General features: G+C 51.6%; 20 protein-coding genes. 15 read left to right on the forward strand and 5 right to left on the reverse strand.

The window, feature by feature from the left end; translation table 11 throughout:
• The first annotated feature begins 58 nt into the window (after window positions 1-58).
• Complete coding sequence (locus AC6R03_RS16370; RefSeq protein ID WP_500629840.1) at window positions 59-547, forward strand: hypothetical protein; 489 nt, start codon at window positions 59-61, stop codon at window positions 545-547.
• Window positions 548-630: 83 nt separating this feature from the next.
• On the opposite strand, the gene AC6R03_RS16375 is transcribed toward AC6R03_RS16370, so the two are convergent.
• The 3 genes from AC6R03_RS16375 to AC6R03_RS16385 form a co-directional block, all read right to left on the reverse strand.
• Complete coding sequence (locus AC6R03_RS16375) at window positions 631-4,122, reverse strand: hybrid sensor histidine kinase/response regulator (protein ID WP_500630358.1); 3,492 nt, start codon at window positions 4,120-4,122, stop codon at window positions 631-633.
• A 124-nt stretch (window positions 4,123-4,246) separates the two neighbouring features.
• On the reverse strand, window positions 4,247-5,479 hold the full coding sequence (locus AC6R03_RS16380; protein ID WP_500630359.1) for a 3-phenylpropionate MFS transporter: 1,233 nt from the start codon (window positions 5,477-5,479) through the stop codon (window positions 4,247-4,249).
• A gap of 206 nt (window positions 5,480-5,685) precedes the next feature.
• Window positions 5,686-6,390 (reverse strand): hypothetical protein, encoded by a 705-nt coding sequence (locus AC6R03_RS16385; protein WP_500630360.1) that lies wholly within the window; start codon window positions 6,388-6,390, stop codon window positions 5,686-5,688.
• 257 nt (window positions 6,391-6,647) lie between these two features.
• Here AC6R03_RS16385 and AC6R03_RS16390 point away from each other — a divergent pair, with 257 nt between their 5' ends.
• The 14 genes from AC6R03_RS16390 to AC6R03_RS16455 all read left to right on the forward strand — a co-directional run bounded on the left by AC6R03_RS16390 (window position 6,648) and on the right by AC6R03_RS16455 (window position 24,338).
• On the forward strand, window positions 6,648-8,474 hold the full coding sequence (locus AC6R03_RS16390; protein ID WP_500653676.1) for a DUF294 nucleotidyltransferase-like domain-containing protein: 1,827 nt from the start codon (window positions 6,648-6,650) through the stop codon (window positions 8,472-8,474).
• Window positions 8,475-8,482: 8 nt separating this feature from the next.
• A complete protein-coding gene (locus AC6R03_RS16395) occupies window positions 8,483-9,118 on the forward strand; it encodes a 3'-5' exonuclease (protein WP_334554707.1) in 636 nt (211 codons plus the stop codon).
• A gap of 224 nt (window positions 9,119-9,342) precedes the next feature.
• On the forward strand, window positions 9,343-11,295 hold the full coding sequence (acs, locus tag AC6R03_RS16400) for an acetate--CoA ligase (protein WP_500630567.1): 1,953 nt from the start codon (window positions 9,343-9,345) through the stop codon (window positions 11,293-11,295).
• A gap of 367 nt (window positions 11,296-11,662) precedes the next feature.
• A complete protein-coding gene (aroQ, locus tag AC6R03_RS16405) occupies window positions 11,663-12,112 on the forward strand; it encodes a type II 3-dehydroquinate dehydratase (RefSeq protein WP_334554711.1) in 450 nt (149 codons plus the stop codon).
• A 96-nt stretch (window positions 12,113-12,208) separates the two neighbouring features.
• Window positions 12,209-12,673, forward strand: a complete 465-nt coding sequence (accB, locus tag AC6R03_RS16410; RefSeq protein ID WP_487902788.1) for an acetyl-CoA carboxylase biotin carboxyl carrier protein — start codon at window positions 12,209-12,211, stop codon at window positions 12,671-12,673.
• 15 nt (window positions 12,674-12,688) lie between these two features.
• Window positions 12,689-14,035: an acetyl-CoA carboxylase biotin carboxylase subunit gene (gene accC, locus AC6R03_RS16415; protein ID WP_500630568.1), complete on the forward strand. Its 1,347-nt coding sequence runs from the start codon at window positions 12,689-12,691 to the stop codon at window positions 14,033-14,035.
• Window positions 14,036-14,195: 160 nt separating this feature from the next.
• Complete coding sequence (gene prmA, locus AC6R03_RS16420) at window positions 14,196-15,083, forward strand: 50S ribosomal protein L11 methyltransferase (RefSeq protein WP_500630569.1); 888 nt, start codon at window positions 14,196-14,198, stop codon at window positions 15,081-15,083.
• Window positions 15,084-15,236: 153 nt separating this feature from the next.
• Entirely contained in the window at window positions 15,237-16,199 is a 963-nt protein-coding gene (gene dusB / locus AC6R03_RS16425) for a tRNA dihydrouridine synthase DusB (RefSeq protein ID WP_487902817.1), read from the forward strand.
• Window positions 16,200-16,270: 71 nt separating this feature from the next.
• Window positions 16,271-16,567, forward strand: a complete 297-nt coding sequence (fis, locus tag AC6R03_RS16430; RefSeq protein WP_000462885.1) for a DNA-binding transcriptional regulator Fis — start codon at window positions 16,271-16,273, stop codon at window positions 16,565-16,567.
• Between the two features lie 154 nt (window positions 16,568-16,721).
• Window positions 16,722-18,182, forward strand: coding sequence for an HD domain-containing phosphohydrolase (locus AC6R03_RS16435; protein ID WP_500630570.1), 1,461 nt, complete (start codon window positions 16,722-16,724; stop codon window positions 18,180-18,182).
• A gap of 293 nt (window positions 18,183-18,475) precedes the next feature.
• The gene (locus AC6R03_RS16440; RefSeq protein ID WP_500630571.1) at window positions 18,476-19,462 is read left to right on the forward strand and encodes a sensor domain-containing diguanylate cyclase; all 987 of its coding nucleotides are present in this window, start codon (window positions 18,476-18,478) and stop codon (window positions 19,460-19,462) included.
• Window positions 19,463-19,679: 217 nt separating this feature from the next.
• A complete protein-coding gene (gene purH / locus AC6R03_RS16445; RefSeq protein WP_500630572.1) occupies window positions 19,680-21,272 on the forward strand; it encodes a bifunctional phosphoribosylaminoimidazolecarboxamide formyltransferase/IMP cyclohydrolase in 1,593 nt (530 codons plus the stop codon).
• 149 nt (window positions 21,273-21,421) lie between these two features.
• A complete protein-coding gene (gene purD / locus AC6R03_RS16450) occupies window positions 21,422-22,708 on the forward strand; it encodes a phosphoribosylamine--glycine ligase (protein WP_500630573.1) in 1,287 nt (428 codons plus the stop codon).
• 223 nt (window positions 22,709-22,931) lie between these two features.
• Window positions 22,932-24,338: an EAL domain-containing protein gene (locus AC6R03_RS16455; RefSeq protein ID WP_500630574.1), complete on the forward strand. Its 1,407-nt coding sequence runs from the start codon at window positions 22,932-22,934 to the stop codon at window positions 24,336-24,338.
• A gap of 123 nt (window positions 24,339-24,461) precedes the next feature.
• On the opposite strand, the gene AC6R03_RS16460 is transcribed toward AC6R03_RS16455, so the two are convergent.
• Window positions 24,462-25,166: a DUF1481 domain-containing protein gene (locus AC6R03_RS16460; RefSeq protein ID WP_500630592.1), complete on the reverse strand. Its 705-nt coding sequence runs from the start codon at window positions 25,164-25,166 to the stop codon at window positions 24,462-24,464.
• 237 nt (window positions 25,167-25,403) lie between these two features.
• Window positions 25,404-25,676, reverse strand: a complete 273-nt coding sequence (gene hupA, locus AC6R03_RS16465; protein ID WP_100754166.1) for a nucleoid-associated protein HU-alpha — start codon at window positions 25,674-25,676, stop codon at window positions 25,404-25,406.
• Window positions 25,677-25,720: the final 44 nt, after the last annotated feature.

A 25,720-nucleotide genomic window follows, 5' to 3' on the forward strand; every position in this document is an offset into this window, starting at 1 on the left:
AAATTGGGTTAACTTACTGTTGTAAAGAAAAACTTGGAGCTGTTGCAAGGAAGCCAAGATGTTCAAAAATAAACACTTTATCATTGCTCTATTGATTGCCCCGATTCTCTCCATCATCGCCTATTTCGGTACCGATTTGGCCGTGAGTGAAAAGCCACACGCCGCCAAAGAGGGCCAAGCGTATAAGTTGGTCAGCAAATCCAACTGCCGCTATACCAGTGGTCTGTGTGACATGGAAAATGGCGAGTTCAAAATTAAGTTTCGCTCTGAAAAGTTGACCGAAGAGACGTTAGAACTCTCAATGAGTTCGCTGCACCCATTGCAAGGGGTCAAACTGTCGCTAGTGAATGACATCGACACCACCACAACCCCCGTCGACATGCAACGCGCCGACAGTGAGGGCAAACAGTGGTTCATCACCCTACCCAGCCCCGCCTCCCAAGAGAGCTGGCTTCGCGTCGCGGCGCAATCCGATGGCACCCTCTACTACGGTGATACCCAAACGGCGTTTGTGACCTATGAGACCTTGTTTACTGGCAATGAATGATGGGCCGCAAAGGAACCATGAACGAAAAGGGAAAGCGATGTTCGCTTTCCCTTTTCGTTTACACCGATGAATTTTCCGTCAGGCTAAAGCCCATACAGCATAGCTCTCAATTTCAACGGTTTGACCGGCTTGGCGATAAACGCAAATCCGCTCGACTCGATGCCTTGCATCATCTCTTGGGTGCGATCGGCGCTGATGATCACCCCTTTAAATCGCGCGCCCAGTCGCAAGCGACATTGCTGCAACACTTCTAAACCCGTTCGGCCGTGATCGAGGCGGTAATCAGACAAAATCACATCCGGCTGCCACTGCTCGTCCATCGCCGCCAACGCGCTGACCAGATCGGTGGCGCTGCGCACCTCACATCCCCAGCGGCCAAGCAGCGTCTCCATCCCGACCAAAATATCCGTTTCGTTATCGACACACAGAACGCGCAAGTGGCTGAGATCGCCGACACTCGGCGCCGCGGCAGGCGCAGGAGCTGGGCTGGCATGCACCGCGCGCGGCAGACGAATCGAAAACACGCTGCCACGCCCAGGCCATGAGCGCATCCCTATTTCATGATTGAGTACATGCGCGATGCCCTTGGAAATGGCGAGCCCCAGACCCAACCCTTGATCGCGTAGCCCTTGGCCATCTTGGGCATGACTACCGCGATTAAACTCTTCAAAGATCTCTTGCTGCTTGTCTTCATCAATCCCCACGCCGTTATCCCATACCTCAATGCGTGCCTCACCTTGGATGCGGCGCACGCCGAGCACTACCTTGCCTTGTGGGTTGTAACGAAACGCATTGGTGAGGAAGTTTTGCACCACGCGGCGCAGCAATTTAGGGTCCGACTCGACCACCAAGTCACTCGGCATCATGCGAAAGTCGATGCCTTGCTTTTTCGCCAGAGCGCTAAACTCGGCGTTGAGGTTGGAGAGCACATCATTGAGCGCAAAGGGGTGAATGTGAACCTCCAGCTTGCCAGACTCCAAACGCGAAATATCGAGCAGATCGCCAATCAAATCTTCTGCCGCGCCAAGGGCACTTTCGATATGGTGAGCAAGACGCTGCGCCTCTGACTCTTTCCCCTCCTCCATAGCAGTCGAAGAAGAAATAGAGACCGAGTCAGCTTTCGTCACTTCAGATAAAGAGGAGGCAAACAAGCGCGCGGCATTGAGCGGCTGCATCAAATCGTGGCTCACCGCGGCCAGAAAGCGTGATTTGGACTGCGATTCGCGCTCGGAACGCTGGGTCGCACTGACCAACTTTTTGTTGAGTTTTTCCAGCTCAAAGGTGCGCTCTCGAACGCGCTCTTCTAGGGTTTCATTGGCGTCGATCAGCGCCTGCTCGGCGTCGCGGAACACGGTAATGTCGGTAAAACTCATCACAAAGCCGCCGCCGGGCATCGGGTTGCCTTGCACCTCAATCACGCGCCCATCGGGCCTGACACGTGAAGAGGTATGACGCGTGCCTTGTTCTAAGTGATACACCCGCCTGCGAACGTGATCTTCTGGGTCACCGGGGCCACACAGCCCCTGCTCGGCGTTGTGGCGAATCACATCGGCGATCGGCCTGCCCACTTGAATCAAGCCGGGCGGAAACTCAAATAACTCAAGATACCGCTGATTCCACGCCACCAAACGCAATTGCTTGTCCACCACGGCAATGCCTTGACCAATATGTTCAATCGCCCCTTGCAGCAAGCCGCGACTAAAGTCATACAGCTCGGAGGCCTCATCGACAATGGTCGCCACCTCTTCAAGCTGCATGTTGCGCCCTTGCAGCGCAGAGGTGAGCACCAGCTTCGCCGACGAGGCACCAAACACGCCGGCCAACACGCGCTCAGTATGGCGAATCAAGGTCGAGGGCGCTTGCTGATTAGGCATCAGTGTCTCGCGTTGCTGCTGCCAATATTGACGAAACGCGCTGCGCACCCGCTGCCTGCCGACAAAGCGTGAGGCGAGCATTTCCAACTCACCGACCGTCACTCGGCTCTGGTAAAGGCTCATGTTCTCGCTCTCTGGCAGCGGCGTACCGATAAACGAGGCCGACTGTAACCGCTCGCTAAGGCTCGAGCGCGTGACACTCGACACCAGCAAATAGAAGAACAGGTTAGCGCTGATGCTCAGCAGCATCCCCCAATCAGAGCGCGCAATGCCCAGTGATGCCAATCCTTCTGGCGGCGTGATGATCCACAACAGGAAGTTGCTTTGTGCATCCCCCGCTAAGATGCCGGTTTGGCTCATCAAGGTGATCAGCCATAAGGTAAAACCAAAACCTAGCCCGACATACACACCTTTGCGATTGCCTTGACGCCAGTACATGCCGCCAATCAGCGCCGGGGCAAACTGGGTGATCGCCGCAAACGAGAGAAAACCGATCGCAGAGAGCGAATGAATGCTGCCCAGCGCCTGATAAAAGCCCCAAGCGCCAAGCAGTAGCAGCAAAATCAAGCCGCGACGAATGATCAACAGCAAGCCAGAGAAGTGACGATGGTTACGATGCGAGAGGCGCATACGGCGCAGCAGTAATGGCATCACCATATCATTCGACACCATGATCGCCAGCGCGATGGTCGAGACAATCACCATGCCACTGGCCGCCGAGGTGCCGCCTAAAAACGCCAGCAGAGCGAAATCTTGCGCGCCCACCGCCATCGGCAAGCTGATCACATACGTATCTGGGCTTTCGCCGCTTAAGATGCCTTGGCCGACCCACGCAATCGGCAGCACAAACAGCCCCATCAACACCAGATAGAGCGGGAAGAGCCAGCGCGCGGTATGCAAATCTTGCGCGCGTTCGTTCTCCACCACCATGGTATGAAACTGACGCGGCAAACAGACGATCGCCATCATGGTCAGGGCGGTGTGGATCAGCAACGTCGGGATATTGTGGGATTGATAAGTCTCGGCGGCAATCGCCATCAGCTGAATGTCACTGCGGCTAAAGGCGAGATAGAGAATAAAACAGCCGACCACCAAAAACGCCACCAGCTTGACCAGCGACTCAAACGCAATCGCCATCATCATGCCGCGGTGGTGCTCGGTATTATCAATATGACGCGTACCAAACAGCATGGTAAACACCGCCAGCGCCCCGACCACAAACCATGACACATCAAAACCAAAGCGGGCGAAATCCTCACTCACGCTCGGCGCGATGATCTCTAGCCCCATGGTAATGCCACGCAGTTGCAGCGCGATGTAGGGCAAAATACCAATCACAGCAATAAAGGTGATCGCCACTGCCAGCCCTTGAGATTTGCCATAACGAGCCGCGATAAAGTCGGCGATGGAAGTAATATGCTCACGCTTTGCGGTGATCACCAAGCGAGCGAGGACGCGCCAACCGAGGGTAAAGACCAGAATCGGCGCCACATAGATAGGCAGAAAGGACCAAGGATTGCTGCTCGCCTGACCGACGGTGCCATAAAACGTCCATGAGGTGCAGTAGACCGCAATCGAAAGGCTGTAGACCCAAGGCCGCCAGCGCGACAACCACTTGACGCGATTATCGCCATACCATGCGATCAAAAAAAGCAGCCCAAGATAGAGAAGCGAAACCGCGATCACCAACCAACCTTGCATTCGATATCCTTATCGTCGTTTATCGGTACTCCCCATCGCCGCGCCAGTGAGGTGAGCGATAAGGGTTAACTTATTAAACGAATTTGCTGGCGGCAACTCAATCGACTTGAGTAAATTCTGTGCTTTACGCGCCGCTTTCCGTGGCTTTTTCTCCCTCTTGCGGCTCGGCTTCTTTGGCGGCTTGCGCTTCATTGACAAATTGCTCAGAGGTCACGGGATTCTCTTGTGGCGCCACTTTGATAAACAGAGACACAGCGCCCATAAAGGCCATCGCCCAGAAGACGTTCGCGCCCCAGTGCTCAAAGCCCCAGCCGCTTAAGGTCGTCATCAAGGCAATCACAGCGCCAAGCGGAATGGCATTGTACAAGGCTTGCAGCGCCACCATTTTTCGTTGCTCGGAGTGTTGGATGTACTGAATCGCGGCAATGTGCGCCACCGCAAAGGTCACGCCGTGCAGCAGTTGAATCAGCACCAAAGCGAGCAGTAGCGTCGTCGATGCCGTCATGCCCCAACGCACCATCACCCCAATTGAAGCAAGCGCAAACATAGCGCGCAGTGACCAACCAGAAAACAGTCGCTTGCTCAGGGCAAACACCGCCACTTCCGCCACCACCCCTAAGCTCCACAAATAGCCGATGATGTCTTCGGAATACCCCGCCGCTTTCCAATGAATCGCACTAAAACTGTAATACGCCGCATGACTGCCCTGAATCAGCGCCACCAGCAGCAGAAACTTCACCACTGGCCCTTCACGCAGCAGCTCCATCAATTTCGGTCTCACGCCTGCGCTGACATCACTGGTCACCGGCATAGGCTGGATGCGCCTTACACTCATTAGCCAAGCCGCCAACATGCCCGCCATCGCCGTCAACACAATCATGTCGCTGCCAAAATGAGCAACCATAAACCCGACCACAGTCGAGCCAGCAATAAAGGCAATCGAGCCCCACAAGCGCGTGCGACCATAATCGAGCTTATTAAGCCGCGCGTAGTAGTTGGCCATCGCATCAGAGAGCGGCACAATCGGCCCGCAGCACAGGTTAAACAGCACCGTCGCCAGCGCCATTAACCAAAAACTTCCGCCGGTAAAAAAGTGGAAACCCACAAACAGCAGCCCCGCCAAACTGAGCCAACGCAGCGCCGGCATCAAGTGCTCCACCTTATGAATGCGCGGCGTTAACACCAAGTTCGCCACGCAGCGCGTCGCAAAGCCAATCCCGACCAAGACACCAATGTCGGTCGGCGTTACTCCTTGGTTTTCAAACCACAGCGCCCAAAACGGCAAATAGACGCCATAAGCAAAAAAGAACCCCGCAAAATATTGTGAGATCCAACCATAAGGAGAAGGAGTGAGCATGCAAACCTCAGTCAGGATAAGGGAGTAGACAACGGCGGCATTATGACCGCGTTTGCATGGAATAAAAAGGGAAGAAGTGCCTAGAGGTTAGTTCCTAGTTCCTAGAAGACAGTGCCTAGAGGCGAGTGCCTAGTTCCTAGAAGTGGGTTGCTAGAAGCACGAGCCGAGTTCTTAGAATCAGACCTCTAGGAACTAGGCACTAGAAACTAGGCACTCTTCTTACACCCATTATGAAAATGCTGGAGTTCGGCGCTGCCTTGTAGCAAAAAGCCGTGATAGCGGGCTTTGACTAACTGGTAGTCAAGTGAAGGGGCATACCAGAAAGTGATGCGCTCTTCCCCGGTTTGTTCAACGGGAATAACCGCTATCTCGCCCCACACTCCAACAGAGATGCTCGTTGGCGAAAGGACTTGATACTGATAGGGCTCGGGGCCATCGGAGGCTTGGCGCGTCAGTGAAAAACGTTGCTCGCCATTTTTGATGTGCTGACGAATTTGTATCGATAAGGTATCTACGTCGCGCAGTGGGGCCTCCCCATTGTCATAGTGGTGAATCTGCCCATCCAGGTTAACGCGAGTCTGCGTGCCATCGCTGGAAAAATCGACGCTCATATCTCGGCTGCGAAAGCCCGATACCTTCTGATGAAACGAGGTGGTCAGCCAGATTTGGCTTGTCTCTGACCACACCAATGTCGCGGTTTGATCATAGCGAGTGCCTATGCCCAAAATGCTGGCATGGCTTTGTGAAGAGACCGTCGCGCTTTGCCCTTGCCAGCGCTCCACCCGATGCATCTCTCCGGTGCGAATGCCACTGAGATAAATCGCGTAGTCGGCACTTTTTTCACAAAATGGCGCAGACTCAAGCGGCATGGATACCGACACAGTGCCAAACCACACACTGAACAACCACATCGATGTCCGAGTAAAACAGGGCATGAAAAATCCGAATCATAAGAAATCAATGGTAAGCGTGCATTATACGTAACCAACCGTATTAGTAACGAGTTTTTGGGTAGGGGTTATGGGTGGAGGGTGGAAGTGGCCCCTCTAGGAACTAGGCACTAGGCACTCCCCCTATAAGACCAAAGTCGTCTGGCATTTATACGCTGATCGCGCACACTTTATTTATTCACCTACCCCAAACTGTAGAGCGAGAGTGTAGAGCCGCTATGCCTGATAAATTCAATATGCAGTCACCACCGTTTGATAGGCTGAGTGAAGCGCAGCAAACCGAGCTGCGCTCGGCGCTGGATGTCGCCTATTTCCGCACTAAGGAGAGCTTGATTAAGCCCGGCGCGCGTGTGGATCATCTGCATATTTTGATCAAAGGCGCGGTGGAAGAGCGCTCTCAGGATGGCAACGAAATTTTTGCTCACTACGCCAATGATGACTTGTTTGATGTGCGCGGCCTGTTTGATGGCCAATCTAAGCACCATTACGTGGCGCTAGAAGATACCCTCGCTTACCTACTGCCCAAAGCGACCTTTATGTCGCTCTACAACGAGAATGGCCAGTTTGCCGCCTATTTTGATACTAACCTCGCGCGCCGTCAGGCGTTAATTGAAGCCGCGCAGCAGCAGCAAAACTTGGCCGAGTTCATTCTGACCAAAGTCGATAAAGCCATCTATCATCCGCCGATGGTGATCGCCCCCAACATGCCGCTCAATGAGGTGACTCGCACACTCAAAGAGAACGCCATTGATGCCGCGCTGGTGCGATTAGAAGAGGATGATCCAAGGCTTGCCGACCATCCTCATGAGCTGCCCTTTGGCATTGTCACGCGCACCAATATGCTCCATGCGGTCATGTTGGATGACCACCCGCTCAACACCCCAGTGGGCGAGATCGCAACCTTTCCTGTCATCCATGTCGACGATGGCGAGTTTCTGTTTAATGCGATGATAAAGATGACGCGTCAACGCATGAAGCGCGTGATGGTCGCCGATGGTAAAGAAGCGGTCGGCATGCTGGATATGACGCAAATCCTCAGCGCCTTTTCCACTCACTCACATGTGTTGAGTTTGAGCATTGCCAGAGCGAGCAGTGTCGAAGAGCTCGCGCTCGCATCGAACCGCCAGCGCCACTTGGTCGAGAGCCTGCTTGGCAATGGTATTCGCACCCGCTTTATCATGGAGCTGATTTCTGCCGTTAATGAACAAATTATTGAGAAAGCCTTTGAACTGATTGTTCCTCCCGCCCTTCACGATCACTGCTGTTTGATCGTTTTAGGCTCAGAAGGGCGTGGGGAGCAGATCTTAAAAACCGACCAAGACAACGCGCTGATTCTCGCCCCCGATCTGGAATGGCCGCAGTGTGATGCCGTCATGCAGCAGCTGACCCATACCTTGCAGCAGCTGGGTTATCCGCTCTGCCCGGGTAATGTGATGGTCAACAATCCGCAGTGGGTCAAAAGCCAGACGCAATGGAGCGCCACCTTGAGCCGCTGGGCCAAAGCGAGCAGCGCCGATCAGATTATGAACTTGGCAATTTTCAGTGACGCACATGCAGTGGCGGGCAATCTCGCGCTCCTCGACCCCATCATGGAACACCTTCATCGATTGATGCTCAACAACATGTTGGCGCTGCAGGACTTTTGTCGTCCGGCGCTGCAATTCTCTCTGCCACTGACGCTGTTTGGCAACGTCAAAACCGACAAAAAGGGAGTCGATCTGAAAAGTGGCGGCATCTTCCCCATCGTGCATGGTATTCGTACCTTGGCGCTGGAATACGGCATTGAAGCGCACAACACCTTTGAACGCATCGAAAGCCTCGCGCGCAAAAAAATCCTCGAGCCCGATACCGCCGATAACCTCAGTGAAGCGCTGAAACTGTTTTTTAAACTGCGCCTTCATCAGCAGCTTGGCAACCAGCACACCCACAACCGAATTGACCTCAAACAGCTCGATCGCACCGAGCGCGATCTGCTGCGCCACAGTTTGCACGTGGTAAAGAAATTTAAGCAGTTTCTCAGCTATCACTACCAGATCCGAGATTGAGGTCATCCATGAACCTATTGATGCGTCGTTACTGGTACTACAAACTCAAAGGCAGCCCTTACCAATCGTTATTTGGCGCGTTGCAAAAAGGGGAGTACGTGTCACTCGATTGTGAGACCACCAGCCTCGACCCTAACCGCGCCGAGCTGGTCACCATTGCGGCGACCAAAATCATCGACAATCGCATCCTCACCAGTGCGCCCTTTGAAGTGCGCCTGCGCGCGCCGCAATCGCTCGACTCGGGCTCAGTGAAAATTCACCACATTCGCCACCAAGACTTGCTCGATGGCATCGATGAAAAACGCGCTCTGATCAAACTGCTCGATTTTATCGGCAATCGGCCTTTGGTCGGCTATCACATCCGCTACGATAAGAAAATCCTCGACTTAGCGTGTCGCAAGCAGTTGGGCTTTCCTCTGCCCAACCCACTCATCGAAGTGAGCCAGATCTACCACGACAAGCTGGAAAAGCATCTGCCCAACGCCTATTTCGATTTGAGCCTCGATGCCATCTGCAAACATCTCGACCTGCCGCTGCAAAGCCGCCATGACGCGCTGCAAGACGCCATCGCCGCAGCGATGGTGTTTGTGCGTTTAACCCACGGCGACCTACCGAGCCTTAACTTGCCCTACGTCTCACGCTGAACGTAAGCAAGAAGAAAGTACACAAGGAGAGTGCGCGAGATCGCAAAGTTCGCCATTACGCCGACCACGGCCACCGATATCTGGCCCATTCATCCTAAAGTCTAATTGTCGAATCGAGGGCGGTGGCCGAAAGTGAACAGTAATTCAAACGCTCACCGTTTAAAACGACAACAAACAGGACACCTTTGCTTGGCAAGCCCAAGCAGAGCATAAGGAGATTAGCCATGAGTGAAGCCCACGTGTATCCAGTCAAAGAGAACATCAAAGCCACGACCCACGCGGACAATGACACCTACCTTGCCATGTACCAGCAATCGGTCACCGACCCAACCGCGTTTTGGAGCGAGCACGGCAAAGTGGTGGATTGGATCAAACCCTTCACTAAAGTCAAAAGCACCTCGTTCGATACCGGCCACGTCGATATTCGCTGGTTTGAAGATGGCACACTGAACGTCTCCGCCAACTGTATTGACCGCCACCTCGCTGAGCGCGGCGATGACGTCGCCATCATCTGGGAAGGGGACGACCCGGCAGACGACAAAACGCTCACGTTTAACGAGTTGCACAAAGAGGTGTGCCGTTTCTCTAACGCGCTGAAAGAGCAAGGCGTACACAAAGGCGATGTGGTCTGTCTGTACATGCCGATGGTACCGGAAGCGGCGATCGCCATGCTCGCCTGTACCCGCATTGGCGCGGTGCACACCGTCGTGTTTGGCGGCTTTTCACCGGAAGCGCTCTCTGGCCGTATTATTGACTCCGACGCCAAAGTGGTGATCACCGCCGATGAAGGTGTGCGCGGCGGTCGTGCGGTGCCTTTGAAGAAAAACGTCGATGAAGCGCTCACCAACCCAGAAGTGAAAACGATTGAAAAAGTCGTGGTGCTCAAACGCACAGGCGGCGACATTGATTGGCACGATCACCGCGATGTGTGGTGGCACAAAGCCACCGCTGAGGTCTCTGATCACTGCCCACCGGAAGAGATGAAAGCCGAAGATCCGCTGTTTATTCTCTACACCTCAGGCTCAACGGGCAAACCCAAAGGCGTGCTGCACACCACCGGCGGCTACCTGGTCTACGCCACCATGACGTTCAAATATGTGTTCGACTATCAACCGGGCGAAACCTTCTGGTGTACCGCCGATGTGGGTTGGATTACCGGTCACACCTATCTGATTTATGGCCCACTCGCCAATGGCGCCAAAACCATTTTGTTTGAGGGTGTGCCGAACTATCCCAACACCAGTCGCATGAGCGAAGTGGTCGACAAGCATCAAGTCAACATTCTCTACACCGCGCCCACCGCGATTCGCGCTTTGATGGCGAAAGGCAATGAAGCCATCGAAGGCACCTCACGCGACAGCTTACGCATCATGGGCTCGGTCGGGGAACCCATCAACCCAGAAGCGTGGGAGTGGTACTACAAAACCATAGGTAATGAGCAATCTCCGATTGTCGATACCTGGTGGCAAACCGAAACCGGCGGCATTTTGATTACGCCACTACCGGGCGCAACGGATCTCAAACCGGGCTCGGCGACCCGTCCTTTCTTTGGCGTTCAACCTGCGCTGGTCGATAACATGGGCAACGTGATTGAAGAGCAAGCCGCTGAAGGTAACTTGGTGATCCTCGACTCATGGCCGGGGCAGATGCGCACCGTATATGGCGATCACGAGCGTTTTGAGCAAACCTATTTCTCCACCTTCAAAGGCATGTACTTTACTGGCGACGGCGCCCGTCGTGATGAAGATGGCTACTACTGGATCACCGGCCGTGTCGATGACGTGCTCAATGTCTCCGGTCACCGTATGGGTACCGCTGAGATTGAATCGGCGCTCGTTGCGCACGAGAAAATTGCCGAAGCGGCGATTGTTGGCATTCCGCACGACATTAAAGGCCAAGCCATCTACGCCTACGTGACGCTCATCGACGGCGAGTTCCCTTCTGCCGAGCTGCACAAAGAGGTCAAAGATTGGGTAAGAAAAGAGATAGGCCCGATTGCCACCCCAGATGTGCTGCACTGGACCGATTCGCTACCGAAAACCCGCTCGGGCAAAATCATGCGCCGCATCCTGCGCAAGATCGCCACCGGAGACACCAGCAACCTCGGCGATACCTCCACTTTGGCCGACCCAAGCGTGGTCGACAAACTCATCAAAGAGAAAGCAGAGTTGGTTTAAGTGCCTAGAAGCGAGTTCCTAGAGGGGGACCACTCCAACACTCTCGCCACTCTAGGAACTAGGAACTAAAATACCCCGCCGCGCTTATAATAAGTGCGGCGTTTTTACCTCCCCACTTCCACTCTTATTCCACTCTTATTCCACTCTTATTCGTGCACGAGAAGGCATCAAGCCTAGATCCTCGTCCCACTTCCTGGCTTCCCTACAGGTGATTAGACCAGTAAATTGCTGCTAAATGCGCTGAATTAGCTATAATCTTGGTCAATTTCAAAGATTCGGCTCCGTTTGCATTAAAAATGACATGCCCTATCCTTGATAATATGGGAATATTTGAGTTCATCTCAATAACTAGGAAGATAGCGACACAATGACAGCAAAATCACGCATTCTTGTCCTAAATGGTCCAAATCTCAACCTGCTTGGGCTAAGAGAGCCTGCCCACTACGGCTCTCACACCTTAGCGGACATTGTCGATAGCTTGATGGAACAAGCCCAGCAAGCGGATGTCGAACTGGAGCATTTGCAGTCAAACCGAGAGTATGAACTGATTGAAAAAATCCACGCCTCGCTCAACGAGGTGGACTTTATCATCATCAATCCCGCGGCCTTTACTCATACGAGTGTCGCGCTGCGCGATGCGCTGCTCGGCGTCGCGATTCCCTTTATTGAAGTGCACTTATCCAATGTGCACGCACGTGAACCCTTCCGTCATCACTCTTACCTGTCTGATAAAGCAGTAGGTGTGATTTGTGGTTTAGGTGCACAAGGTTACCAATTTGCGTTGATGGCAGCGATAGACAAGCTCAAGTCAGCGTAACAAGACAACACGCGGCGGACAGATGGACGCCGATACTCACTACTCTGCAGCGCCTTTGGGCGCTGTCTTATTCACAAGATAAAAGAGAAAGACACAATGGATATCCGTAAAATTAAGAAGCTTATCGAATTAGTTGAAGAGTCTGGCATTGCTGAGCTAGAGATCTCTGAAGGTGAAGAGTCGGTACGCATCAGTCGTCACGGCGTTGCAGCGCCTGCGCAGCCTGCTCCTATCCAATACGCAGCCGCGCCAGCACCGGTTGCGGCGCCTGCGCCAGCCGCTGCCCCTGCTCCTGCAGCTCAAGAGTCTGCACCAGCAGCAGTGTCTGGTCACCAGGTTCTTTCTCCAATGGTCGGTACTTTCTACCGTTCGCCAAGCCCAGATGCGAAAGCGTTTGTTGAAGTTGGTCAGAAAGTGAATGCCGGCGATACGCTCTGTATCGTTGAAGCGATGAAAATGATGAACCAAATCGAAGCCGATAAATCTGGCGTCGTGACTGCCATCCTTGCTGAAGACGGCCAACCAGTAGAATTCGATCAACCGCTTGTTGTTATCGAATAATAGAGGCCCTCTGTTATGTTAGATAAAGTAGTCATCGCGAACCGAGGTGAAATCGCACTTCGTATCCTTCGCGCTTGTAAAGAGCTCGGTATCAAGACGGTAGCCGTCCACTCAACGGCTGACCGCGATCTTAAACACGTCCTGCTGGCAGACGAGACCGTCTGTATCGGCCCTGCACGTGGTATCGACAGTTACCTCAATATTCCTCGTATTATTTCTGCGGCAGAGGTGACCGGTGCGGTCGCTATCCACCCAGGTTACGGCTTCTTGTCGGAAAACGCAGACTTCGCTGAGCAAGTTGAGCGCAGCGGCTTCATCTTTGTCGGTCCAAAAGCCGAGACCATTCGCATGATGGGCGACAAAGTGTCAGCCATCACCGCAATGAAAAAAGCGGGCGTACCTTGTGTACCTGGCTCAGATGGCCCGCTCGACAACGACGAAGACAAAAACAAAGCCCACGCGAAACGCATCGGCTACCCAGTGATCATCAAAGCCTCTGGCGGCGGCGGCGGTCGTGGTATGCGTGTGGTCCGTGCTGAAAAAGACTTGGTGCAAGCCATTGCCATGACGCGCGCAGAAGCGAAAGCGGCCTTCAACAATGACATGGTCTACATGGAGAAATTCCTTGAAAACCCTCGTCACGTTGAAGTCCAGGTCATCGCAGACGGTCAAGGCGGCGCTATCCACCTTGGTGAACGTGACTGTTCTATGCAGCGTCGTCACCAAAAAGTGGTCGAAGAAGCACCGGCACCGGGCATCACGGCTGAAATGCGTAAGTACATCGGTGAGCGTTGTACCCGTGCGTGTATCGAAATCGGTTACCGCGGCGCAGGCACGTTCGAGTTCTTGTACGAAAACGGCGAGTTCTACTTCATCGAGATGAACACCCGTATTCAGGTTGAGCACCCAGTCACTGAAATGGTCACTGGCATCGACCTCATCAAAGAGCAGCTACGCGTTGCCGCAGGTCAACCTCTGTCGTTCACGCAAGATGACATCAAAATCCGCGGCCACGCGATTGAGTGTCGTATCAACGCCGAAGACCCAGAGCGCTTCCTACCTTCACCAGGTAAAATTGAGCGTTTCCACGCCCCTGGCGGCATGGGCGTACGTTGGGAATCGCACATCTACTCTGGTTACACAGTGCCACCGCACTATGACTCGATGGTCGGCAAACTGATCACTTACGGTGAGAACCGTGATGTCGCGATCGCACGCATGAAGAATGCGCTCGGCGAACTGATCGTCGAAGGCATCAAAACCAACGTGCCACTGCAAGAGATGATCATGAATGATGAGAACTTCCAACACGGCGGTGCCAACATTCATTACCTAGAGAAGAAGCTTGGTCTAAACCACTAATTCTCTGAGTTATAACGCTCTCTCCTAACGCCCAGCCCACCGCTGGGCGTTTTGATTCTCCCCCTCTAGGAACTAGCAACTAGGAACTAGCAACTCCCCCCTCTCGCTCAATTCTGCTACACTCTGCGCCAATTTCCTTTTTATCGAGCAGAGCCAGACCATGCCTTGGATTCAAATCAAACTCAACGCGACCAACGAAAACGCTGAACCGATCGGCGACATGTTAATGGAAGAGACCGGCGCCCTATCGGTCACCTTTTTAGACGCGCACGATACGCCGGTCTTCGAGCCGCTGCCGGGTGAAACGCGTTTGTGGGGCGACACCGACATCCTTGCACTTTACGATGCCGAAGCGGACACCGATTTTGTGCTGGCGCAAATGACGCAAAGCGGCCTGCTTCCTCAAGAGTTCGCGTACAAAGTGGAACAGCTTGAAGACAAGGATTGGGAGCGCGAGTGGATGGACAACTTCCACCCAATGAAGTTTGGTGAGCGTTTGTGGATTTGCCCAAGCTGGCGTGATGTCCCAGAGCCAGACGCGATCAATGTGATGCTTGACCCTGGCCTCGCATTCGGTACCGGTACTCACCCCACCACGGCGCTCTGCCTCGAGTGGCTAGAGAGTCTCGATCTATCGGGCAAAACCGTGATCGACTTTGGTTGTGGCTCAGGCATTCTGGCGATTGCAGCAATCAAACTGGGCGCAGAGCGCGTCATCGGCATCGATATCGATCCGCAAGCCCTGCTCGCCTCAAAAGACAACGCAGAGCGTAACGGTGTGGCCGACAAACTCGATGTCTTCCTTCCTCAAGATCAACCAGAAGGTCTGGTTGCTGATGTCGTGGTGGCGAACATTTTGGCCGGTCCGCTGCGTGAGCTTTCTGCCATCATCAAGTCTTTAGTTAAGCCAAGCGGCGAGCTCGCGATGTCTGGTGTCCTCGACACCCAAGCGGAAGATGTGGCCGACTATTACCGTGATGAGTTTCACATTGATCCTATCAAAGAGCAGAGTGAGTGGTGCCGCATAGCGGGTCGCAAGCAAGGCTAGATAAGACTTTCAAGGCTAATTGACTGAATTTTATACAATTTAACAAAACAAATTGTCAATGCTCAAATATTAGTCTTTTCACGGCGTAAAAAAATGCGTAAAATGCGCGCCCTTGCTGGGGACTATTCATCGAACAGAAGCTGTGAAGACGTTTTGAAAATCGGACACTACCAACTTAAGAACAATCTCATCGTCGCGCCTATGGCGGGTGTCACGGATAGACCGTTCCGTGAGTTGTGTCTTCGATATGGGGCAGGCATGGCCGTCAGTGAAATGATGTCGTCCAATCCGAAACTCTGGAAAACGTCCAAATCTAAGCAACGCATGGTGCATGAAGGCGAATCGGGCATTCGCTCTGTGCAGATTGCGGGTGCCGATCCACAGTTGATGGCCGACGCGGCGCAATTTAGCGTTGAGAACGGTGCGCAAATCATCGACATCAACATGGGTTGCCCAGCAAAAAAAGTGAACAAAAAGCTCGCGGGTTCTGCGCTGCTCAAGTTTCCAGACATCATCGAAGAGATTCTGAAAGCGGTGGTCAACGCAGTGGATGTCCCTGTGACACTCAAAACTCGCACAGGCTGGGATACAGACAACAAAAACTGTGTCCAGATCGCTCAATTAGCCGAAGACTGCGGCATTCAGGCCTTGGCGCTGCATGGCAGAACCAAAGCGTGTATGTACAAAGGTGAGGCCGAATACGACAGCATTAAAGCGGTAAAAGAGGCCATCTCAATACCGGTTATCGCGAACGGTGATATCGATAGCCCAGAGAAAGCCAAACACGTACTGGAGTACACCGGTGCGGACGCCTTAATGATTGGACGCCCTGCCCAAGGTCGTCCGTGGATTTTCCAGGAAATCCAACACTATTTGGAAAACGGTACCACGATGCCTGAGCTTCCGGTTTCGGAAGTGAAAGACATCCTGCTCGGTCATGTAAACGCTCTCCATGAGTTTTATGGTGAGTATTTAGGTCCACGCATCGCGCGTAAGCACGTGGGTTGGTACCTAAAAGAGCATGAACAAGCAAGTGAGTTTCGCCGGACCTTCAACGCCATTGATGTAGCCGAGCTGCAACTTGAAGCGTTAGAAGGGTACTTTGATTTAGCCTAATTGGCGGTCGCTACGACGCAGCCATGCGGGTTTAACGTTGCATCATAATTAAGAGAAGAGCTAGACCGAATATGTTCGAACAAAATCTGACTTCAGAAGCATTAACAGTAACTACAGTAACCTCGCAAGACCAGATTACTCAAAAGCCTTTACGTGACTCTGTTAAAGCATCTCTTAAAAACTACTTGGCACAACTGAACGGCCAAGAAGTCACAGAACTCTACGAATTAGTTCTAGCTGAAGTAGAACAGCCACTACTAGACACCATCATGCAGTACACTCGCGGTAACCAAACGCGCGCAGCAACCATGATGGGTATCAACCGCGGTACTCTTCGCAAGAAACTGAAAAAGTACGGCATGAACTAATCTACAAGCCTTAACTTATTGATATAAAAGCAGCTACCCCTCAGGGATAGCTGCTTTTTTGCATTTATGCGCCCTCATATGCCCCCCAAATCTCGCCCTGAATCTCATGCCGTGATATGTTCGATTTTCACATTGCTTGCTGAAGTTTGTAAAAATGCTAATAAAAACCTTTCAAGATCGCCTGGCTCTACAGTACTACTTGATTGCCGCCATTATTTTTGGTTTTTATGGCGGCTTAATCTGCCCTATGCTCGACACCTTGCCGCTAAGCGTGATAATGCTGCACTCAGTAAGTGTTTTTCTGCTTACTTTCACGATTCGACAAACGTTGATCTTCCAGCGACGGGGCAGTGTTAATCTAACCAAGCTCGACTCGGGCTTGCTATTCGCTGTCAGCCTTCCTTTTGCTCTATTTTATAACCTTCTCTATGACTTCACTCTTGATAGCAACCTCAAGGTCATCTTTGGCTTAACGTTATTTGGCTTTTTTAGTGGCGCGCTCCTTGAATTATCTAAACAGCTTACTGCGCTGAGTAATGAAGAAAACACCTCTCGTTTATCCGCTAATAATGTGACGAAAAGCGCCAGTTTTAAGCACCAAATCTTGTTTGTTATGTTGCTGCTGACAGTACTCACGGTATCGCTTTCTAGCGTGGCGATAAAAGACATCTTTTGGCTCGAACATAACCCAGAGTTTGTGCAAGATGGATCGGGAAAGATAAGCGTAATCAAAGAATTGATTTTTGTTTCCGTGATTCTGGGGGGATATGCGCTGGCTATTGTTCACTCTTCAGGGAAGCTCACTTCACGTAAACTTGAGATTCAACAGCAAGCTCTTGAAGGAGTAGCGGGTGGTCAAATTCATTCCCGAGTCCCAGTTATTGGCAATGATGAACTGAGCGTAATTGCTACGTATGCCAATAGCATGCTAGACAAACTGGAAGAGGGTCAAAACGAGTTAAAGCTGACGCGAGATGTTGCTATCACCAGTTTATCCTCCCTTGCTGAGTCTCGGGATAATGAAACTGGCGCACATATTATTCGTACACAAAACTACGTTAAAGCATTGGCTGAGTATCTGAGCCACTCTCCTTCTTGGGCAAGCACTTTGACTCCTGACTATATTGATCTCCTTCATAAATCAGCACCGCTGCATGATGTCGGTAAAGTCGGTATTCCCGACAGCATCTTACTGAAGCCGGGTAAACTGACAGATGAAGAGTTTGATATAATGAAAAACCATCCACAAATTGGCGCGGATGCTCTCTCAGCTGCAGAACAGCAACTGGGCTCTAACTCGTTTTTGGTTGTTGCGAAAGAAATTGCTTTGACCCATCACGAGAAGTGGGATGGGAGTGGATATCCGAATCGACTAGTGGGTGAGGAAATTCCACTTTCTGGCCGATTGATGGCGGTTGCTGATGTCTATGATGCACTGATCTCTAAGCGTGTTTATAAACCTGCTTTCTCTCACCAAAAAGCAAGGGAGATTATTGTTGAAGGAGCAGGAACGCACTTTGACCCACTAGTGGTTGATGCATTTATTGCCATTGAAACGCAGTTTGAACACATCGCAGCTACCCATACAGACTCACAGGGATTAAAAGCGATCTGAGTGTGAGTCATTTCTGTGTGGATGGCATTAAATTCACCCCCTTGCTCTCGAAGAAAGAAACCTGCGTCTGTGTCTCAACGCCCTCAGCAATCAAATCGCATCGAAATGGGCGATAACATTTGAGCTCAATTTGCAAGCGCGTTGTGATACTGAGCGAAAAGTCAGTAATTCAAATCACTAATTAGATTGACAATTTCGCAACAACTTAGACCCGAAGTGTGACCTAGAGCGATTACACTGGCTGTCTCATCCGTTAAAATAACGTTTTTGCTCAATTATCAGGAAGATAGATCATGCCAACAGACAGCCGAGAAGAGTGGCTGAGCTATGTGCTAAGCTCGTTGCCTGATCACGTCTTTATTCTTGATGAGCAAGGTCACTATACCGACAGCTTTGGCGGCGCGCACTTTGCCGCAGGGTTTGATGTCGAGCGCTATACGGGCCTCCACCTTAGCGACGTTTTGGTCGCCAACAAAGCCAATCAACTGCTCAGCTACTTAGAAGAAGTGTTTGAGCACAAACGCGACAAAGTGGTCAAATACGCCATCGCCCCGACCGACTTATTGATGATGCCGATTGATAGCATTGAGTCGATGGGTGCAGAGAGCGAAAACTGGTTTGAAGCGATCCTGCGCTACGTGCCGCAAAGCACGGCCCACGGCCCGCGAGTGATTTGGTCAGTGCGCGATGTCACCCGTACGCACCTGTTAGAGCAAGAGCTAAAAACCTTATCAGAGACTGATGAGCTCACGGAAATTCTCAATCGCCGCGCGTTTTTCTCTGGCCTCGATAGCGCCTTGCGCCGAGCTCAAAAGCAGCAAGTGCCGCTCGCTTGTCTGATGATAGACATTGACCACTTTAAAGAAATTAACGACCAAGTCGGTCATTTATCTGGCGATGAGGTGATCAAACACGTCGCGCAGATCTGTAAACAGGTGGTGCGAGGCAGCGATTATCTTGGGCGTCTCGGCGGTGAAGAGTTCGGTGTCGTGCTCAGCCACACCAACGCGATTGACGCGTACGACGTTGCAGAGCGTATCCGGGAGTCAATCTCGACAACCGAGTGCCAAGTGGACGGCCACGCCATTCATCCTACCGTCAGCATTGGTATTTCGGAGGTCACCTCCTCCATCGCCTCAAGCAAAGACCTGCTAATCCAAGCCGATAAAGCGATGTACTACTCCAAACAAACCGGCCGCAACCAAGTCACCCTCTACCACGATGGCCTCCCTGACATGAAAGCAGGTGCAACCAACGCCAAAATCCTCTACGCCTCCTAACCCTCTTCTTCCCATTCCCCCTCTAGGAACTAGGAACTCGCCACTAGGAACTAGGAACTCTCCCTCTAGCAACAATAAATTTGAATTTTTTTGCGATGCCAAACGATTGCGCGAGCTTTTTAGCGCTAACTTGGTTAGAATACGCGCCATAAATTACCCCTGACTATTGTTAATCGTTCATTTGATTGAACTTCGTGAATTTGAGGAAGATGGAAGCATGACTAACGCTCGTCCTATTCGCCGCGCTCTGTTAAGCGTTTCAGACAAAACCGGTATCGTTGAGTTTGCCCAAGCACTCGCTGACCGTGGTGTCGATATTCTATCGACTGGTGGTACGGCTCGCCTATTGGCAGAGCAAGGTATCGCGGTCACTGAAGTGTCTGACTACACCGGTTTCCCAGAAATGATGGATGGCCGCGTTAAGACGCTCCACCCGAAAGTTCACGGTGGCGTACTGGGTCGTCGTGGTCAAGATGACGACGTGATGGCGACGCACGGCATCAACCCAATCGATATGGTGGTGGTGAACCTCTACCCATTTGCACAAACCGTTGCCAAAGAAGGCTGCACACTCGAAGACGCAGTGGAAAACATCGATATCGGTGGTCCAACCATGGTTCGCTCTGCGGCGAAAAACCACAAAGACGTGACCATCGTTGTCAACGCGCACGACTACGACCGCGTCATCGCGGAAATGGACGCGAACGAGAAATCTCTCACTCTAGAAACGCGTTTCGACCTCGCTATCGCAGCCTTCGAGCACACCGCAGCTTACGACGGTATGATCGCGAACTACTTTGGTACTATGGTGCCTTCGTACGGTGACAATAAAGAGGGAGACGAAGAGTCTAAATTCCCTCGCACCTTCAACCAGCAGTTCGTGAAAAAGCAAGACATGCGTTACGGCGAAAACAGCCACCAAGCGGCGGCGTTCTATGTGGAAGCCAACCCAGAAGAAGCGTCTGTGTCTACTGCGCGTCAAATCCAAGGTAAAGCGCTCTCTTACAACAACATCGCGGACACTGACGCCGCGCTTGAGTGTGTGAAAGAGTTCGATGCGCCAGCTTGTGTGATCGTTAAGCACGCGAACCCATGTGGCGTTGCGCTGGGCGACAACATCCTAGACGCTTACGACCGCGCATTCAAAACAGACCCAACCTCTGCGTTTGGCGGCATTATCGCCTTCAACCGCGAGCTCGATGCAAAAACGGCAACGGCGATCACTGAACGTCAATTTGTTGAGGTGATCATCGCGCCTTCTGTCTCTGCAGAAGCGATCGACATCGTGGCAGCGAAAAAGAACGTTCGTCTGCTTGAGTGTGGCGAGTGGACAACTAAGACCACAGGCTTTGACCTAAAACGCGTTAACGGTGGCCTGCTTGTTCAAGACCGTGACCAAGGTATGGTCGATATGTCTGACCTGAAAGTGGTTTCTAAGCGTCAACCCACAGAAGAAGAGCTGAAAGACGCACTATTCTGCTGGAAAGTCGCAAAATACGTGAAATCGAACGCGATTGTTTACTCTAAAGGCGACATGACTGTTGGTGTAGGCGCTGGCCAAATGAGCCGTGTTTACTCGGCGAAAATCGCTGGCATCAAAGCCGCTGACGAAGGTTTACAGGTTGAAGGCTGCGTCATGGCCTCTGATGCCTTCTTCCCATTCCGCGACGGTATCGATGCGGCAGCAGAAGCAGGTATCAAGTGTGTGATTCAGCCAGGTGGCTCAATGCGTGATGACGAAGTGATCGCTGCGGCCGATGAGCATGGTATGGCGATGATCTTTACAGGCATGCGCCACTTCCGTCACTAATTACTCGTCGCATTGGGCGCGGTAGCGGCGTTAGCGCTTTCATTCACCCCGGTCACATAGCTAGGCTATGCTCCCGGGGATGAATTCAAGCACTGCCTTGCTACCACACCCACTGCTTAGAGTAATCCAACTTTTGAAAGGATTATTAAATGAATGTTCTAATCATCGGTGCGGGCGGTCGTGAGCACGCACTGGGCTGGAAAGCCGCGCAAAACCCTAAAGTAGAGACGGTTTTCGTTGCACCGGGTAATGCGGGTACGGCGCTCGAGCCAAAACTGGAAAACGTCAACATCGGCGTGGAAGATATCGAAGCACTGGTGGCATTTGCCAAAGAGAAAGCGATTGAGTTGACGATTGTTGGCCCTGAAGCGCCGCTTGTTATCGGTGTGGTGGATGCCTTCCGCGCTGCGGGTCTGCCTATCTTTGGCCCAACAGAAGCGGCGGCTCAGCTTGAAGGCTCTAAAGCATTCACGAAAGACTTCCTAGCGCGTCACGCTATCCCAACGGGCGCCTACGCGAACTTCACTGACATCGAGCCTGCGCTTGCTTACGTACGTGAACAAGGCGCACCGATTGTGGTTAAGGCTGACGGCCTAGCGGCAGGTAAAGGTGTGATCGTTGCGATGACACTGGAAGAAGCGGAAGACGCCATCAAAGACATGCTCGCAGGCAACGCGTTTGGCGAAGCAGGCAGCCGCGTGGTGATCGAAGAGTTCCTTGACGGTGAAGAAGCGAGCTTTATCGTGATGGTCGATGGCGAGAACGTCCTGCCAATGGCGACCAGCCAAGATCACAAACGTGTTGGCGATAAAGACACCGGCCCGAACACCGGCGGTATGGGCGCATACTCACCAGCGCCAGTGGTCACCCCTGAGATCCACAACCGCATTATGGATGAAGTCATTTACCCAACCGTGCGCGGCATGGCAGCAGAAGGTCACCCATACACAGGTTTCCTTTATGCAGGTCTGATGATCGATAGCGACGGCACGCCAAAAGTGATCGAGTACAACTGCCGATTTGGTGACCCAGAAACGCAACCTATCATGATGCGTATGGAATCTGACCTGGTTGAGCTTTGCCTAGCGGCCATCGAGAAGAAGCTGGATCAAGTAGAATCAAAATGGGACCCACGTGCGTCCATCGGTATTGTTCTCGCGGCGGGCGGTTACCCAGGTGATTACAACAAAGGCGATGTCATTTCTGGCCTACCGACCAGCGAAGTGGAAGGCGAGAAAGTGTTCCACGCCGGCACGACCGAGAAAGACGGCAACGTCACCACCAACGGCGGCCGCGTTCTGTGCGCCACAGCCCTTGGCAACACCGTCTCTGAAGCGCAAGCACGCGCTTACCAACTGGCCAAACAGATCAGCTGGGATGGCATGTTCCACCGCAACGACATCGGCTACCGCGCCATCGCTCGTGAGCACTCATAAACTTCTTACTCTTGGCCATTGACGACATCTCGCCAATGGCCGTTTTCTCCTAACACCTTTACCACCTAGCCCTCTCCCCCCGCATAAGTCTCAATGTTGAGAATGCGCCTATTTGTCATATTAATCTCACTCGATTGTGGTATTTTCGAATTCCAACCATCGCATGAATGAACGGACAGCCATTCATCATTAGAAACCATGGATTTACAATGAGTTTGCCGTTTTGACGTCAGATATTTTTCGCTCAAATAAACACTTTTTTCTTCTTTTCGCTGTCGGTGCGTTACTGATTAGCTTGGCGTTTAAAACCACAACGCTTGTATTCTCTTTAGAGCAAAAGTCTACCGCTGTGTCGACCAACGCAGTGATGTCGATAAAACTGCTCGGCAAAATATCGACGGAATTTGCAAGAATGAGGACATTGGAGGCAGAGCACGCAATCGCCCACCACCGCTTTCCACCGCCGCACGAGTTAACTATCGACCGTGTTCATGAAGATATCGATACTCTATTTCATCAATATCGACACTTGATCACGAGCAATGAAGAGTCAGCCTTAATGATTGAACTCGAAAATCACTACCAAGCGTATCTTGAAGTACAAACAGAAATTTTCAACTCAGACTTTGCCGGTTACGACGAACAAACCTATTTAATGCACTCCTCTTTTGAGATATACCACTCGTTGATGGAGACACTAACTTCACTCGTCAACTTGAATGAAGAGATCGCACTTAAGGCCGATGACTACGGTCATCTTGTTTATACTGAAATAAAAAATGCGGCCACTTTTATCATTGTCAGTGCCGGCACAACCCTCTTGCTATTGGGTTATTTGCTAACACGAGAGCTTATACAAACCAGAAACTCTCTTCGAAAACGTGTACAGCGTGCTTTAAAGAACAATGACTTCCATTGTGTCTATCAACCCCTTGTAGACTTAAAATCAGGCCATACGGCAGGTTTTGAGGTGCTATCACGACTTCGCGATGAGCATGGGGCCATCACTCCCGATGTATTCATTCCAATCATCTCTGAACAGAAACGCACTTGGTCATTCACACAGAGCATGCTAGAGCGAGCCCTCGACGAACTCGCCCACTACCCTGTGACCAATGACTTCAAACTCAGTGTAAATATTTTCCCATGCGATATTAATGATGGGAGCGTGAAACGCATTTTGGACATACCCGGGATCGAGCGTTTCAAAGGGGTTATTGCGCTTGAAATCACCGAAAGTGAAGTCTTGGATTATGACGCTGCGAAAGAGCACCTTAACCTGCTATCCACACATGGATTTCAAATCGCCATCGATGACTTTGGTACCGGGTACTCAAATTTTGCCGAACTTGAAGTTATAGCCGCCGATTATCTAAAAATTGACCGCAGCTTCGTTAATGATATGGAAAGTAAGTCAATAAAATCGGTCCTAATCAGCCATATTCTTCCCATCGCAAAAGAGCTCAATATGAAAGTAATCGCTGAAGGCGTCGAAAACTCAAAACAATACACTTTACTCGCAGAAATGGGGGTCGATTATGGACAGGGATGGACGTTTGGAAAACCATTACCAATGACAGAGTATCTCAGCTCTATCGAGACGACTCCCGACATTCTACAACCCGCATGATCACAAAAGGCACGCCCCGCGTGCCTTTTCTCTCTTTCTTTCCCTTACCCATCACCTATCACCCATTACCTACCACCCATTACCCTCTAGGCACTAGCCACTAGGAACTAGGCACTTCATCCCCTACTCCACCAACACCGTCCGCTGCAGACAATTATGGCTGTCTTCCGCCAACATCAGCAACTCTTCGATCACTACACGATTACCGCGAGTCGAGCCTAGAAACGCCACATAGCTATCAATCGACGCCAAACGGCTCACCACAAACGACGGCAGCGTCTGGTTGAACTCAATCTCGGTGTAACTGCGCCCTTCACAGCTTTCAAACTCACTGCCATCCCAGTAGCCTTGGACGAGCTCAATCCCTTGCTTCGCTTGCTGCTTGGTTTGCAAACCGATATTGCGCGCCTCTTGCTGTAACTGCTCAATCATGGACGCGCGCAGCGGGAACACCTTGCCGTCCATCCGGTATTGCTGATAAATCGCCTCACCGTTTTTATTGAAGCGAGCGTGAATGCGATATGGCACGAGTTCTTGCTCATTACTCTGCTGCAAGCTCAGTTGCTCACCTTCTCGAATCAACTCACGCAGCTCACCTTCATCCCAACGGTAATCGGTCTTATACCAACCATACTCCCCGGCCGTAATGTAATCGGCCGCCGTAAACGGGCTTGAGAGGTATTCGGTGTACCAAAACAGACTGGTCGTGTCCCCCATCACCGAGCCGCCAGAATACTCGGAAAACTGGTCAAGATTAGGTGTAGAGACCGTTGACGAACAGCCAACCATCAGCGAAGACAACAAGAAAGGAAGAATGCGCTTTTTCATAACAAGCTTTTTCATAATGAGACTGTTCATATCAAGAAACCAACGCAGGAAAGGACACGCCAGAAAAAATACCAGACATAAAAAACGCCAAGGTATCGATACCTTGGCGTAGTGTAACCCATTTTGTTTCATTGCCTAATGACATTTGACAACATAAACCCTGTCGCTGAGTGCTCAGATTTACGTCATTGATTCAATATCGTACTTAGGAAGGCAATAGAAGATGAAACAAGTCGATTACTTTACAGAATCTTTCAGAGCTTTACCTGCAACGAAAGCTGGCACGTTAGCTGCTGCGATTTGGATCTCAGCACCTGTTTTAGGGTTACGGCCAGTGCGCGCTGCACGGTGATTTACTTTGAATGTACCAAAACCAATTAGTTGAACCTGGTCACCCTCTTTAAGTGCGTCAGTCACACCGTCAAGAGTTGCTTCAAGAGCAGCTTTAGCTTGCGCTTTAGATAGGTCTGCTTTCTCTGCGATAAAGTCGATTAATTGGGTCTTGTTCATTAGGTTTCCCTTCTCATAGGTTATCGAATTCAACTCACTCTAAA

This window comes from Vibrio sp. R10-SG-ISO4, from assembly GCF_059834135.1.